This is a genomic window from Pseudofrankia coriaricola, from assembly GCF_032027725.1.
GTDB lineage: Bacteria > Actinomycetota > Actinomycetes > Frankiales > Frankiaceae > Pseudofrankia.
The window spans coordinates 32,249-46,462 of sequence record NZ_JASNFO010000031.1 but is presented as its reverse complement, the minus strand read 5'-3'; the positions used below and the strand labels follow the sequence as shown (position 1 = coordinate 46,462).

The 14,214-nt window shown below is 70.1% G+C and carries 14 protein-coding genes; 7 read left to right on the top strand and 7 right to left on the bottom strand.

The window, feature by feature from the left end; translation table 11 throughout:
- Positions 1-178 precede the first annotated feature (178 nt).
- From phoH2 to QOZ89_RS16995, 3 genes are all read left to right on the top strand, one after another.
- Complete coding sequence (gene phoH2 / locus QOZ89_RS17005) at positions 179-1,471, top strand: RNA 5'-3' helicase PhoH2 (RefSeq protein WP_071051428.1); 1,293 nt, start codon at positions 179-181, stop codon at positions 1,469-1,471.
- Between the two features lie 168 nt (positions 1,472-1,639).
- The gene (gene msrA / locus QOZ89_RS17000) at positions 1,640-2,299 is read left to right on the top strand and encodes a peptide-methionine (S)-S-oxide reductase MsrA (protein ID WP_071051427.1); all 660 of its coding nucleotides are present in this window, start codon (positions 1,640-1,642) and stop codon (positions 2,297-2,299) included.
- A 179-nt stretch (positions 2,300-2,478) separates the two neighbouring features.
- Positions 2,479-3,402 (top strand): hypothetical protein, encoded by a 924-nt coding sequence (locus tag QOZ89_RS16995; protein WP_312624187.1) that lies wholly within the window; start codon positions 2,479-2,481, stop codon positions 3,400-3,402.
- A gap of 324 nt (positions 3,403-3,726) precedes the next feature.
- On the opposite strand, the gene QOZ89_RS16990 is transcribed toward QOZ89_RS16995, so the two are convergent.
- From QOZ89_RS16990 to QOZ89_RS16965, 6 genes are all read right to left on the bottom strand, one after another.
- Entirely contained in the window at positions 3,727-4,227 is a 501-nt protein-coding gene (locus QOZ89_RS16990) for a GNAT family N-acetyltransferase (RefSeq protein WP_071051425.1), read from the bottom strand.
- A complete protein-coding gene (locus tag QOZ89_RS16985) occupies positions 4,224-4,646 on the bottom strand; it encodes a type II toxin-antitoxin system TacA family antitoxin (RefSeq protein ID WP_198543428.1) in 423 nt (140 codons plus the stop codon). Before QOZ89_RS16985 ends, QOZ89_RS16990 begins: the two co-directional genes overlap by 4 nt.
- A gap of 135 nt (positions 4,647-4,781) precedes the next feature.
- On the bottom strand, positions 4,782-5,387 hold the full coding sequence (locus tag QOZ89_RS16980; RefSeq protein ID WP_083419317.1) for a DUF1990 domain-containing protein: 606 nt from the start codon (positions 5,385-5,387) through the stop codon (positions 4,782-4,784).
- On the bottom strand, positions 5,384-6,376 hold the full coding sequence (locus tag QOZ89_RS16975) for a YndJ family protein (RefSeq protein WP_198543427.1): 993 nt from the start codon (positions 6,374-6,376) through the stop codon (positions 5,384-5,386). Before QOZ89_RS16975 ends, QOZ89_RS16980 begins: the two co-directional genes overlap by 4 nt.
- Positions 6,373-7,167: a TetR/AcrR family transcriptional regulator gene (locus QOZ89_RS16970; protein WP_083419316.1), complete on the bottom strand. Its 795-nt coding sequence runs from the start codon at positions 7,165-7,167 to the stop codon at positions 6,373-6,375. Before QOZ89_RS16970 ends, QOZ89_RS16975 begins: the two co-directional genes overlap by 4 nt.
- 451 nt (positions 7,168-7,618) lie before the next feature.
- A complete protein-coding gene (locus QOZ89_RS16965; RefSeq protein WP_491723654.1) occupies positions 7,619-8,419 on the bottom strand; it encodes an HAD-IIA family hydrolase in 801 nt (266 codons plus the stop codon).
- A gap of 132 nt (positions 8,420-8,551) precedes the next feature.
- On the opposite strand from QOZ89_RS16965, the gene QOZ89_RS16960 reads away from it, so the two are divergent.
- Positions 8,552-9,316, top strand: coding sequence for a class II aldolase/adducin family protein (locus QOZ89_RS16960; RefSeq protein ID WP_116271696.1), 765 nt, complete (start codon positions 8,552-8,554; stop codon positions 9,314-9,316).
- A gap of 288 nt (positions 9,317-9,604) precedes the next feature.
- Positions 9,605-10,234 carry a hypothetical protein gene (locus QOZ89_RS16955; protein ID WP_071051423.1) on the top strand — a complete coding sequence of 210 codons (630 nt, stop codon included), beginning with the start codon at positions 9,605-9,607 and terminating at the stop codon, positions 10,232-10,234.
- A gap of 74 nt (positions 10,235-10,308) precedes the next feature.
- Here QOZ89_RS16955 and QOZ89_RS16950 read toward each other — a convergent pair whose 3' ends face one another.
- Positions 10,309-12,147, bottom strand: a complete 1,839-nt coding sequence (locus QOZ89_RS16950; RefSeq protein ID WP_241842041.1) for a hypothetical protein — start codon at positions 12,145-12,147, stop codon at positions 10,309-10,311.
- A gap of 430 nt (positions 12,148-12,577) precedes the next feature.
- On the opposite strand from QOZ89_RS16950, the gene ppk2 reads away from it, so the two are divergent.
- Together ppk2 and QOZ89_RS16940 are read left to right on the top strand one after the other, a co-directional pair.
- A complete protein-coding gene (ppk2, locus tag QOZ89_RS16945; protein WP_071051422.1) occupies positions 12,578-13,411 on the top strand; it encodes a polyphosphate kinase 2 in 834 nt (277 codons plus the stop codon).
- 52 nt (positions 13,412-13,463) lie between these two features.
- On the top strand, positions 13,464-14,144 hold the full coding sequence (locus QOZ89_RS16940) for an adenylate kinase family protein (RefSeq protein WP_071051421.1): 681 nt from the start codon (positions 13,464-13,466) through the stop codon (positions 14,142-14,144).
- Positions 14,145-14,214: the final 70 nt, after the last annotated feature.

Below are 14,214 nucleotides of genomic sequence, written 5' to 3'. Positions count from 1 at the left end.
GGTCGCCAACGCTCCTACCTGCGGCTACCGTGATGCCCTGACGTCTCAAGTCGTGGTCTGGCATTGGGCTGGACCGCTGGGAGGCCCCTACGTGCCGCAGTCGCGACAACGCCAGGAGGCCGGGACCCGGCCCCCTGTGGGGTCTATCCCGGACAACTCCGAGTAAGCGGGTGGGCGTGTGCCACGAACGCATGTCGTCGACACAAGCGTGCTGCTGTCTGACCCTCGCGCGCTGCTGCGATTCGCGGAGCACAACGTCGTGCTCCCCCTCGTTGTGATTGGGGAGCTGGAGGCCAAGCGAAACCACCCCGAACTGGGCTGGTTCGCCCGGGAGGCGCTGCGCATCCTGGACGACCTACGCATCAAGCATGGGCGGCTCGACCACCCGCTACCGCTGGAGACCGGCGGAACGCTGCGAGTAGAACTCAACCACACCGACCCGACGGTGCTGCCACCGGGGTTCCGAGTCGGCGACAACGACTCGCGCATCCTCTCCGTCGCGCTCAACCTGGCCGCGGACGGCGACGACGTGGTCCTCGTCACCAAGGACATGCCGCTGCGGGTCAAGGCCTCCGTGGTCGGCCTCGACGCCGAGGAGTACCGGGCGCTGCAGCCCGTCGACACCGGCTGGGGCGGAACGGCGGAGCTCGGGGTGAGCCAGGAGGACCTCGACCGGCTGTATGCGGGCGAGCACCTCACCCTCCCGGCCGCGGCCGAGCTGCCCTGCCACACGGGTCTGGTGCTGACCGCCGCCGGCGGCAGCGCCTCCGCGCTCGGCCGGGTCTGCTCGGACAAGTCGGTGAAGCTGGTGCGCGGCGACCGGGAGGCGTTCGGGCTGCACGGCCGCAGCGCCGAGCAGCGCGTCGCTCTCGACCTGCTGCTCGACCCGGAGATCGGGATCGTCTCCCTGGGAGGCCGGGCCGGCACCGGGAAGTCGGCGCTGGCATTGTGCGCCGGCCTTGAGGCGGTGATGGAGCGCCGGGCGCACCGCAAGGTCGTCGTCTTCCGCCCGCTCTACGCCGTCGGTGGTCAGGACCTCGGCTATCTGCCCGGCAGCGAGAACGAGAAGATGGCCCCCTGGGCGCAGGCTGTCTACGACACCCTCGGTGCGTTGGTGTCCGAGGACGTCATCGACCACGTCGTCGAACGCGGAATGCTCGAGGTGCTGCCGCTGACGCACATCCGCGGCCGCTCGCTGCACGACTCCTTCGTGATCGTCGACGAGGCGCAGTCGCTGGAGCGCGGCGTGCTGCTCACTGTGCTCTCCCGGCTGGGCGCGGGCTCCCGGGTGGTGCTCACGCACGACGTGGCGCAGCGTGACAACCTGCGAGTCGGCCGGCACGACGGCGTCGCGTCGGTGATCGAAACGCTGAAGGGCCACCCGCTGTTCGCGCACGTCACGCTCACCCGCTCCGAGCGCTCGCCCATCGCTGCCCTGGTCACGACGATGTTGGAGGACCTGGTCCTATAGGAAGACGCTTCGCCTGACGGCCCGATTCGGGCCCGCGGTGCATGACGGGGTGGCGGATCACGGGGACAGCCCTGATCCGCCACCCACTTCCGTTGTGCCGAGGGAACGACGCACCCTTTCACGCTGTTGTGCGGGGTGGAATCTCCAAGCCACCGGAGGTGGTGCGACATGTTGTTCGGACGGCGCGTGGCGACGATTGTCTCGCCGGAGAAGGCGCTGCCCGGGCACGAGCGGCGGCTGTTCGGGGTACCGGAGCTGCACGCGGTGCTGGGTACTCCACTCGAGGGCCCGTTCCCCGAGGGGCTCGAGGTCGCCGTGTTCGGCCTCGGCTGTTTCTGGGGCGCCGAGCGGAAGTTCTGGCAGACCCCGGGCGTCTACTCGACCGCGGTCGGCTACGCCGGCGGGTACTCGCCGAACCCGACCTATGAGGAGACCTGCTCCGGCCTGACCGGGCACACCGAGGTCGTACAGGTCGTCTTCGACCCGAGCGAGGTCAGCTACGAGAAGCTGCTGTCGGTCTTCTGGGAGGCGCACGACCCGACACAGGGACTGCGGCAGGGCAACGACGTCGGTAGTCAGTACCGCTCGGCGATCTACACGTACTCCGACGAGCAGGCCGCCGCGGCCGCGCGCGGCCGCGACGCCTACCAGCAGCGGCTGACGGCCGCCCGCCACGACCGGATCACCACCGAGATCGCTCCGGCCGGCCCGTTCTACTACGCCGAGGACTACCACCAGCAGTACCTGCACAAGGTCCCGAACGGCTACTGCGGCCTCGGCGGCACCGGCGTCTCCTGCCCGGTCGGCCTCGCGGCCTCGGAGGCCTGAGGGGGGTGGTGGTCAGACCGGGCGGTCTGACCACCACCGAGCGGCGTGGGACCGACGCCCTCTCAGCTGAGGCCGGTCGTGGTTCCGTTGCACATGTCGAGATAATTGTCAAATCAGTCTGGACGTGGGCTTTGCGTGCCCTGGTTTGGACTGTCTGACCCATCAGTAATGATCCAGTCATGCCGTCCAACGCTCACGAGGCGCTCCTCGTGATGATCCGAGCGGACCCGACGCTGCCCGACTGGATCCAAGCCCAGCTCGGCGACCGGGTCGCGCCCTACCGTCGCGCACGCCTGTCGGATCCCACGGTCCGTCCACGCATGTTCCAGGCGGACACCTTGATCGTGCTCTCCGATGAGGACGACGACCCGGCGCGGGCGACGGTCGTGGAGGTCCAAAGCGCCGCGGAACCTGGCAAGCTGGCGACCTGGAAGCTCTACTGTGCGCAGACGGAGGCAGAACTCACCAAGTCCATCAAGAAGAAGAAACCGGTCATGGTTCCCAGCACGCTGGTCGTCTTCTTCCCTCACCCGGCTGTCGCCGCCTGGTACCACGACGAGATCGCCCGGGATACCTCGGCGGTGCGGCTATACCCGCGGTTCGTCACCCCAGCTGACATCGACCTGATCGTCGACAGGACGGTGTCCACGACCCACCCCATGCGAGTGCTGTTCTCGGCCTTCTGTCATCGAGGCGAGGACGCCGTCGCCACGATGTTCGAAGCGCTGCTCGCCGTCCTCGACGGGTTGGAACGTGACCAGAAGCGCTTCTACGATGACGTGATAACTGGCGGGTTCTCTCCGGTGACCCACACACGATGGGAGCAGTACCTGATGACCACCGCCACTGGCCAGCGGTACCACAACGAGGTCTACAACAGGATCGACCGAGAGGCCGAGGCGCGGGGCGAGGCGCGCGGCGAGGCACGCGGCGAGGCACGCGGCGAGGCACGAGCGGTGCTGGCTGTACTTGAGGACCGCGGCCTACAGGTGCCTGAGAGGCTCCGCGAGCAGGTGCTGGCCTGTAGCGACGCCGGCCAGCTCCGCCTGTGGCTGCGCCGCGCAATCACCGTGACCACCGCCGAGGACCTCACCCGCAGCTAGAACTCGCTACTGCCATTCGCGCTGAGGTCTCAGCGGGTTGGCCAGCGCTCTGACCGGCTGACGGCCAGGTCGTCGTGACCCGCTGCCGATGTCGGAAGGGTCAGGGCGGGCGGCGCAGGTCGAGAGTCCCGAGACCCATGATCAGGTTGCAGTACGCGGCCCGAGTGACCTGCCAGCCCGCCGGGGTGAGTACGGCCTCGCCGAAGGTGTCAGTGAACGGCTACTGCGGCCTCGGCGGCACCGGCGTCAGCTGCCGGTGGGCATGGTCTCTGCAGAGTCCTGACTCCCGCCAACAGGCATCGAGCAGTGTCACGTGGCGCATCGTCAGCGGCTGACCTGCGCCGCGGCGGCGCTCATCCTCTTCACCAGGCGGTTGGTGGACGGCACCGAGACGAACCCGTACTTGACGTAGAAGGAGATCGCCTGCTCGTCGATCGCGTCGACCACGATGAACCGCGCGGCGACGGTCCGAGCTGCCTCGACGATGCGGTCGACGGCGTCGGCGAGCAGTAGTCCACCGAACCCCTGGCCCTGGAGCGTCTTGTCCAGCGCCAGCTTCGCCAGCAGCACGGCGGGGATCTGCACGGGGTTCCCACGGCCCAACGCCCTCGGTAGATCGTCACGCATCAGGAGATGGGCCGCGATCGTGTAGTAGGCGACCACTCGTCCGTCGGCGGACCAGACAAAGGTTCGACCGGTTCGACGTGACTCCGTGGCAGGAGCATGGCGACGCAGCCAGTCGTCGAGCTCAGGCTGGCCGCTCTCGAAGTGGTCCGCGATGTGGCTGGCGCCCAGGGCCTCGCTGACGAATCGGCCCGCGGTCACCGTCGTTCGATGACGGAATCCAGCCGCGCGGCGGCGCGCGTCAACGCGTCGTTGGGCTCGGGCGGAGCGTCCAGAGAAGCCAGCAGCGCGTCGAAGAAGTCCACCGGTACTCGCGTGATGAGCTCGTGCTCCCGCAGCACCTCCACGGCGCGTTCCTCCGCGGCGGTCCGGGCGAAGTCCGACGCGGTCTGGTTCATGAGCGAGGCCGCGCGTTCTATCAGCTGCTTGAGCTCGGGCCGGACGCGGAACTCGAAGCGTCCGGAGGCCGCCGAGGCAACCATGGCTCCTCCGATCCTGGCGTCCGTACAAGTGTACGGACGTCCGTGCCGTCCGTCGATGCGGCCGCGCTCCCGAGTCACCCTCACGCCGTAGTCAGCCTCGGCGGCGGTGACCATCTGGTCGATCAGCTCGTCGGCCACGGTGCTTCTCCTGGGGTACAGATTGCCTGGTAGATCCTCTTGGGGGAGTATAAGTCATCACTGTCTTACCCATCACCATAGATCCGGGCCGTGTGGCACGGTTGGGCCGTAGCGGACTCGCCTCGCGGTGACCTGTCAGCCCGCGGCGTCGGCCAGGCGGCGTAGGACGTTCGCGAATCGGGTGGCGAGGTGGCGTTGGAGCATGGGGCCGACCGGGCCTGCCAGGCGTGGGAGGAGCGTCGCCGGGCGGCTGAATGCCCGGATGGTCAGCCACACGACGTCATCACTGTCCCGGGTGAGCACGAAGGATTCCTCGCCTGACTCGGGATGGCCCGGGAGCGTCCCGTAGGCGAAGCCAGCGCTGTCCGTGCCCGGGTCGTCGTCGACCCAGACGACCTGGCAAGGTGCGCTGATCCGCAGCGGTCCGAGCCCCAGCCGCGAGGTGACCGTCACGCTTGGCTCGGCTCTCGGCGCGGAGGCGAGTACCCGTAGCCCCGCTGCCTGATGCATCTGCCAGGTGAGCAGTGCGTCGGCCGCCGCGCGGAGACCGGCGGTGCCGGTGGCGACGGGCACGTGGTGAAGCAGGTGATGGTAGGTGGCGGGAAGGGACGCGTTCCTGGTCGCGCCGACCTCGTTATAGGTGAAGGCGCCGGAGCCGCTGGCCGCTGGCTCGGGGGTCTGGGTCGGCCGGCCGCGGTCGCGCCGGGCCGGATCGGCGTCATGCGGGTCGTCGGTTGTCATGGTGATGCCTTCGTGGGGGTCGCCGGTGTGGGGCGGTCGAGCGTGCGCCAGGCAAGCAGGGCGCAGACGGCGAAGCCGAGTGCGTTGGCGACGCCGTGCGTGGCGATCATCCAGGTGACCGAGAGGTGGGGAAGGCCCGCCGCTCGTCCCACCGCCCAGCTGAGCGCGAGCGCCATGCTGACGGGAAGCACCGCGCAGGAGATGACCATCAGCCAGCGCGTCAGACGGTCGCCGCGCGGCCGGATCCGACTCCAGGTGAGCCAGGCGGCCAGCCACAGGCCGGCCGTCAGGACCACGGCGCCGGCGAGTTCGACCCAGTCGGAGAGGAAGAAACCGGCGAGGACCACCAGGGTTCCGGCGGGAACCGACCAGGCGGCGGCCCCCGCTCGTGGATCGCCGGGCAGGGCTCGGCAGACGAGGGCGGCGATCAGCGCGGCGACGAAGCCGGCGTAGTGAAAGTGCGCGACCGTGAGCGTGAGAACGGTCGGCGAGAACCCGAAGAGCGGATAGCCCGCACGCGCGGCCACCAGCGCGCTGGACGCGATCATCGGTGCGACCAGCGCGCTCGCCATGGCCGCCCGGACCGGGACCGCCCACGCCGCCTGCCTCGCCGCCGTCGCTGGCCACGTTGTCGGAGCCGCTGGCCGCCGGACCGTCGTGCGTCGCGTGACCTCGGGCAGTGCCGCGAGCAGGGCAAGGGTTCCGGCGGCGTAGACGCCGGCGAGGGCGGCGGCCGCCGGGCCACGGGGGACGAGGAACGACGCCACGCCGGGGAAGGCGGTCAGCAGCCACCAGCGGCGGAGCGGGTCAAGGATGTCTAGGTCGAGCAGCCCGAGTCCCCACGGGACGACGACGAGCATGCCGATCAGGATCAGCAGGGCGAGCAGCCCGGCGCCGTACGGGCTCAGCCCCGTCGCCGCGGCGGCCGACGCGACCGGCGGGACGGGCGACGCGGGCACACGCGGCGTCGCGACGACAGACGTCATCATCGGCGCGAGCCCTTCAGACGCAGCTCGGACACCAGGGTGTGGAGGTCGTCCGCGACGGAGCGCAGCAGGGGGATTCGGGTCAGCGCGATCGACCGGGCGGTCAGTGGCGCGGCGGAGTCCACCAGCTGGCGGGTACGTGCCTGGCCGGGCGACGGGTCGTAGACCCAGAACAGGGTGATGCCGAGGTAGGCGAGCCAGAGCAGCTCCGGGAGATCCGGCGCCAGCGGGCCGCCCGGCGCCGTGGGCCGCGCGGTCCCGGAGGGACCGGCGGGGCCTTCGAGCGCGTCCCGGAACAGCCCTACCGCGGTGTCCCTGGCCGCGGCCGACTCCCGGCTGAACGGGCTGGCCGCCGCGGTCGGCGGGATGGCTACCTTGATGAACGAGCCGGCGAAGGAGTGGTACGGCGTCATCTCGTCGATTCCCGCGTGGATCACGCGGCGCAGCCGGTCCGCGAGGTCCGGTGACCGCAGCGCCTCGGCGGCTCGCTGGCGGTGTCCCGCCTGGATCGCGGCGTAGAACTCCTGGACCAGGTGCTCCTTCGAGTCGAAGTAGTAGTACGCGTTGCCCAGCGAGACACCGGCCGCCTTGGCGATGCCGCGCATCGTGGTCCGCTCGTAGCCCTGGTCTCGGAAGGAGGCCAGGGCCGTCTCGAGCACCAGCGCCCGGGTCGCGGCACCCCTGCCGGGGGGCAGCGCCCGGCCCGCGTCCCCGGTGTGCTTGCCGTTGCCGTTGCCGTCGTTGTGGGTGCCGTCGCTGTGATCGTGGGGCTTCCCGCTGTCGTGGCTGGCCACCGGACACCTTCCATGGGGCCGACAGAACCCGTCGACACCAACGCTAGCCCCGAAGTTGAACGTGTTCAACTCTCCTGGCGGATATGTGCAGGCCGGCAATCCGGGCGCCGTCGGCGGGGGCGCGCTGCTCCCGAACCGCGGACGGGGCTTCCCAGCGGCCTGCCGACCGACATCCCGTGGCTCGGATGTCCAGCCGCGCGGCGGCTCGCGACACCGTTCCAGCGACCAGTAAGCGCACCTCAGCCACACCTGGTGACAGCGCATCGGCGCAATGCCAACCCGACCACGTCGTCAGCCCGGCCCAAGCCCTACCACCGCCATATGCCAGGGCCCAACACCACGCGAGGAGGGCGCTCAGCGCCCGACACGGGGAGAGCGCGTCCAGCGCCTCGCCCCGACTGATCCTGATTTCGCAGGTTTCAGCGTCGGGTGAACGCTCGCTGGAGTGGCATTAGGCCGTCTCGCCGGTTGTCGTCAGGGTGTGGACGTCCTGGCCGACCTGGATGTCGGCGACGCTGCCCACGATGGCGGTCGGGCGGAAGGGGTAGCGCTCGATGTCGGCGCGGGCGGTGATGCCGGACAGGACGAGCACGGTGTCCATCCCGGCCTCGAGACCGGCGATCACGTCGGTGTCCATCCGGTCACCGATCATGACGGTGGTCTCGCTGTGCGCGGAGAGGCGGTTGAGGCCGGTGCGCATCATGAGCGGGTTGGGCTTGCCTACGTAGTAGGGATCGATTCCGGTGGCCTTGGTGATCATGGCGGCGACCGAGCCGGTCGCCGGCAACAGGCCCTCGGCGGAGGGGCCCGTCGGGTCAGGGTTCGTCGCGATGAACCGGGCGCCGTCGCGCACCAGCCGGATCGCCTTGGTGATCGTCTCGAAGCTGTACGTTCTGGTCTCGCCGAGCACGAAGTAGTCGGGCGAGCGGTCGGTGAGGACGTACCCGATCTCGTGCAGCGCCGTCGTCAGACCCGCCTCGCCGGCGACGTAGGCGGTCCCGCCGGGGCGCTGGGTGTCGAGGAACTTGGCGGTGGCCAGCGCCGACGTCCAGATCCGCTCGGCCGGGATGTCGAGGCCCGAGCCACGCAGCCGGGCCTGCAGGTCCCGGGCGGTGAACATCGAGTTGTTGGTCAGGACCAGGTAGCCAAGGCCGGCGGACGTGATCGAGGCGAGGAACCGGTCCGCGCCCGGGATGGGTTGCGCCTCGTGCACGAGGACGCCGTCCATGTCGATGAGGTAGTTCTCAATCACCCGAGTGCCCACGACTCCGGGATTCTGCCTTCAACGGCCAGGGGCCGCCGGCACCGGGTCGGCAGGCACGTCACCAGTCCCTTTGGCCGATCCGGTGTCCGACTCGTGGGGGCCATGTGGTGCGCTAGTGGCATGGCTGACAACCTGATCTTCCGGCTGCCGCCCACGTTCGAGACCGTCGAGCAGGAGCGCCAGCACCGCAAGGAGCGGCTCGCCGCCGCCCTGCGGATATTCGGCTGGTTCGGTTTCGAGGAGGGCGTCGCGGGCCACATCAGCGCGCGTGATCCGGAGCTCACCGATCACTTCTGGGTCAACCCGTTTGGCGTCTCGTTCTCCCACATCCGGGTGAGCGACCTGATCCTGGTCAACCAGGCCGGTGAGACGGTCGAGGGCCGCTACCCGGTGAACCCGGCCGCGTTCGCGATCCACTCCCAGATTCACCAGGCCCGGCCGGACGTCGTCGCCGCCGCGCACAGCCACTCGACCTACGGCCGGGCGCTGTCCACCCTCGGCCAGCTGCTCGAGCCCATCACGCAGGACGCGTGCGCCTTCTACGAGGACCATGGCCTGTTCGAGGAGTTCGGCGGCGTCGTGCTCGATCTTGACGAGGGCAAGCGGATCGCCGCGGCGCTCGGCGGCCACAAGGCCGTCATCCTCGCCAACCACGGCCTGCTGACCGTGGGCGACACGGTCGACACGGCCGCGTGGTGGTTCATCACGATGGAGCGTTCGGCGCAGGTGCAGCTGCTGGCGAAGGCCGCGGGCACGGTGACGCACATCGCCCACGAGAACGCCCGGCTCACTCACGATCTCAACGGGAACCCTCTCACCGGCTGGCTGAACTTCCAGCCCCTGTGGGACCAGATCACCCGGCGCGAGCCCGACCTGCTCGAGTAGCCGCGCCGCTCACCGCCCACATCAGCCCGGACTGCGCCAACGCCCCTGCCACGGGCGCGCGGCTCCGTCCCACCGGAGCATCACCGAACCCATGAATCCTGGAACGGTGGCAAAACGCCCGGCGTGGGACGGGACGGCGCTGGGCTCGGCGGGACAACGTGGTCCCCGAGCTGTGCGTCTGTCCTAAGGGTGGCCGACTCCCGGGCCGGCGCTGGCGCGGTCGGGGCATGGTCGCGACCTTCGGCGAGGCCGAGGGGCATGCGGTGGGTCTGATAGCAAGGAGCCGGGGTGGCGGGGCGGCGCAAGGAGTATCGGACCTGGGACGAGTTCAGCGCCTCCGAACGGCGCCGAGGGCTGACGATCCTGGGCGGGGCTGGGCTCGTCGCCGTGGTCGCCGTGGTCGGCGTCTACGGCGGTACGGGCGGCGGTGGCACGCCGGTCGGTGCCCCGCCCCCGGCGATGAGCGCCGCCGCGGTTGTCGAGTCACCGGCCGGCACCGATCCCGACCTCGACGAGTGGTACGCCGCGATTGACGGCTATCGAAAGGACATCGGCCTGGCGGAGGCAGACGTTCGCAAGGCGATCGCCGAGGCCAACGGGATGGCGCTCCAACCGGCGTGCGCCCTGCTGGAGACGCACGCGGCCGCGGCCGGCAGCGCGGGCGTCGCGACGCCGGCCGGCGACGCGGGCCAGGCGTGGACGGATGGCCTGAGCGCGTTCAAGCAGGCCACGCGGTCGTGCGCGCAGCTCTTCGACGGCACCCAGGTCCCCCCGACCACGCTGCTGAACGACACCAGCACCTCGCTGGACGCCGCCGACTCGGCCTGGACGGGGCTGGCGTCGCCCAGCACCCAGGTCGCGGTCGCCGCGGGGTCGGAAGACCCATCGGCACCGACCGCGTCCGCGGCCGCGGGCTAGCCCCAGGCTGAGGCCGACCCCAGCCTGGGCCGGCCCCTCGGGCACGAGAACGGCACGAGAACGGCACGAGAACGTCAGGGCGTGGCTGTCGGCGTAGCTCTGGACGACGCATCGGTGGTCCTGGGCGCGGACGGCTGCGTGGCCGTCGCCGACGGCGACTTCCCCCCGGGCAGGTTCACCGACATGCTCGGGCTGATCGTGATCCCAGGCAGCAGCGGGGTGTCGGTCGAGGAAGGCGTCGCGTTCGGGTCGGCGGACCCGGTCGGGGACGCACTGGTCCGGATGATCGGTCCGTTCGCGCGGTCGAGCAGGGTCACGGCCGGGCTCGCCGAGGTCAGCGTGGCCTTCACCGGAGCAAACAGGAATGACTCCTGCGGCTTGTAGTCGGCGTCCAGGAAGAAGGCCCGCTCGATCGACTCGACCTGGACCGTCGCCTTGGTGTCCCGGCCCAAACCGACCACCCGGAGCGCACGAATCTGCTCGATGTCCTCGGCCACGGTTCCCGGCGGCAGCTCGATCGCGGTCGCGGCCGGCTCGTCCCGCCTGAGCGACCACTTGGCCACTCCGAGGTCCGACCGGTAGATCGTCGGGTTGCCGGCCAGCTTGACGCCGACCGACACCCCGACCCAGGCCGCGTCGGTGTTGGGCGTGCCCTGAGTGGACTTGCGCAGCACCAGGTAGAGGTAGGACCGCGGGTCACCGGCCAGCTGGGTCGGGCTCCCCGTCGGGTCGTCGATCGGATCCTCGGCGGTCTTGCCTTCGCGGACGAGCTCCTGCGACATCATCCAGTACGTCCACGGATTGCGGTCCATGATCCCCTCGGGCGCCTCGCTCCGCGGGTCGAGGCTGTCGAGCGCGGACAGCGAGAAACGCATCTGCCCGTCCGTCTTCCCGCACACGCTGTTGGCGAGCCCGCAGGTCTGGACGACGGCGTGCGTACCCTCGTAACCGCCGGTGAAGGGGACGGTGGAGCCGTCCTGGCCCTGGACGGCGGCGCTCCCGGGGACGACCTGACCGGCGGCGTTGACCTCCACCTGGTAGACCCAGGCGATGTCGGTGCTACGCCCCCACTGGGCGAGCGTCTCCGGGACAGAGGCGGCGCCGTCCTCGTTCGAGTAGATGACCGAGTAGCGGTAGATCTTGTTGCCGGTGGTCGGCGAGGCGGCCTCGGTGTGGAACTCGACCATCGGGGTGTCGGTCACCGCGCTCTGGAACGGCCCGCTGACGTCCGGCGTCGCCCCCTGGCCGGTGCGCCCGTAGATGACCGGGGCGTACTGGGTGGCGGCGAAACCGGCGTCGGCGGCGGTGACGGTGCGGAACTTCAGGTTCGTGAGGTTGGCCGTGTGGGCGGCGGCGGGGGAGCGGTCATCGGCGAACTTCACCTTCAGGGTGTGGTCGCCGGCCGGCACGTTGCCCAGGTCGAGGCTGCGCGGGATCGAGAACGACGCCGGGATGACGAGGTCCGTCGTGTAGGTGTCGTCGACGTAGAGCGAGACGACCGCGGACTCGCCGCCGTTCGTCCCCCAGGACGCTTCCGGCGACGCCGTGCCCAGGTCGAGGATGACCTCGCCACCTGTCGAGGCGAACGGCGCCGACGCTTCCTGGCCGCGGGTGACGGTGACGTTGAGTGGCCCCGTCGGCTTGTCCTTGCCTCCACCGCAGGCCGCCACCGTCGTGGCCAGCGCCGTGGCCGCGAGGCCGGCACCCAGCAGCCGCAGCGTGGTCCGGCCGCGGGCCGTGGGCCGTCCGGGCGCCGTCCCGCCGGGCGCTGTCGTTCCCGGGGTCCCGGCCCGATCGGCGACGGGATTCCCGCCGGATCGGCTCCGCCCGGGGTCCCTGCCCGATCGGCAAAGCCGATCAGGCAGATCTGCCGGGAGGTCTGCGATCAGGAAGGTCCGCGCTGTCCTGGTCACTAGCCTCGCCTCCGCCTTGTGCCATTACCGCTCTTCATCCTGGACTGTCCTGGTCTGGCGTGTTCAGGCGGCTCCTACGGTTCTGACCGATCGGTCGCGAACGTCGCAGGGAGCTCACGCGGGGCTGTCGCGACAGGGCAGGCCATCGTCCAGGTGACGATGCGTGTTCTACCGGGTACTTGAGGTTCGTTCCGCGACGTTGTCGGATCGCCGATCAGTCCTGGCGTCGCGCGATGGTGACCGTCCGTGGGTGGACCGTGGATTTCCGCTTTCCGCCCACCGTCCTAGGCGATGGCGCGGAACGATGGGACAGCACCGATAAGCCCCCGCCTGGGACGGGCTGAGGGGTCCTGGAGGCCGGAGTGTCATCGAGGCCGGGCCGCTGGAGTGCCGGCGTTCCGGGGAGACGGGGCGCCGGGGAAACGGAGGGATGAGCTTGCGTGAGGCGCGTGGTGAGGACAAGGCCGTGGTGGAACGGCCGGCGCGGCTGTCGAAGGCGGACGCCGATTCCGAGTTGGCTCGGCTACAGGTCGAACTGGTTCGGATGCAGGAGTGGATCGTTCATTCCGGCCTGCGGGTCGTTGTGGTCATGGAAGGCCGCGACACGGCAGGCAAGGGCGGCACGATCAAGCGGATCATCGAGCGGCTCAACGCACGGCACTACCGGGTCGTCGCCCTGACGACGCCGTCCGAGCGCGAACGCACACAGTGGTATTTCCAGCGGTATATCGCTCATCTCCCGGCGGCCGGCGAGGTCGTGTTCTTCGACCGGAGCTGGTACAACCGTGCCGGGGTCGAGCGCGTGATGGGCTTCTGTACCGACGCCGAGTACGACGAGTTCATGCGCACCTGCCCGCAGCTCGAACGGGCACTGGTCCGTTCGGGGATCATCCTGCTGAAGTACTGGCTCTCGGTCAGCGACGAGGAGCAGGAACGCCGCTTCCACGCCCGGATGAAGGACCCGGGCAAACGCTGGAAGCTGTCGGAGATGGACCTGCAGGCCCGCGCGCACTGGGTGGACTACGCCGAGGCGAAGGACGAGATGTTCGCCTATACCGACATCCGCGAGGCACCCTGGTTCGTCGTCGACGCGGACGACAAGCGCTCGGCCCGGCTGAACCTCATCTCGCACCTGCTTTCCCAGGTTCCCTACCAGGAGGTCCCGCGCCCACAGGTGACCCTGCCGCCTCGCCAGCAGCGCGCCTACAAACGCCCGCCGATCGACAGCCAGACCTGGGTCCCGCGCCGGTACGCGGTGGACTGATTGGGCACCACGTCCGCCGGCTGGCCGGCACCACGTCAGGGAGGGGGTCCGCGTGCGCAAGTACGTCATCATGGGCGTTCAGGGCAGCGGCAAGGGAACTCAGGCGCGGCTGCTCTCCGCCGACCTGGGCCTTGTCCACATCAACGTCGGCGACATCTTTCGCTGGAACGTGCAGAACCACACCAAGATCGGCGCCCAGGTGCGCCGGGCGGTCGACAGCGGGCACCTGGTCGAGGACGACCTGGTCGAGCGGGTCGTGCGGGAGCGGCTGGCCAACCATGACTGGAACTACGGCTTCGTCATCGACGGCTTCCCCCGCAATGCCCGGCAGGCCGAGTTCTTCCTGGAGAGCTACGACATCGACGGGGTGATCTACCTCGACCTCCCGGACGAGGAGGTCGTGCGCCGGGTGCTCGCCCGCCGGCTGTGCTCCCGATGCGGCCTGGACTACAACCTGATCGCCAGCCGGCCGAGGCAGGCGGGTGTGTGTGACGTGTGCGGCGGCGCGCTGGTCGGGCGGGCCGACGACAACCCTGAGGCGCTCGCCGTCCGGCTGCGCGAGTACCAGAGCAAGACCCGGCCGGTGCTGGAGATCTTCCAGCGCAAGGAATACGTGGCGGTGGTCGACGCCCGCCAGCCGGTGCCCGCGGTCCAGGCCGACATCCGCGCGCGGCTGCGCCTGCCGCCCGCCGGCGGCGGCTCGTCCGTCACCGCGGTAAAGCGCGCCGGCTGACGGCGCCGCGGGGGAGGCCGGCGCCGCCCCGCGATGCCAGGCGTGTGTGACGGGGCGCGCGTGGCCGGCG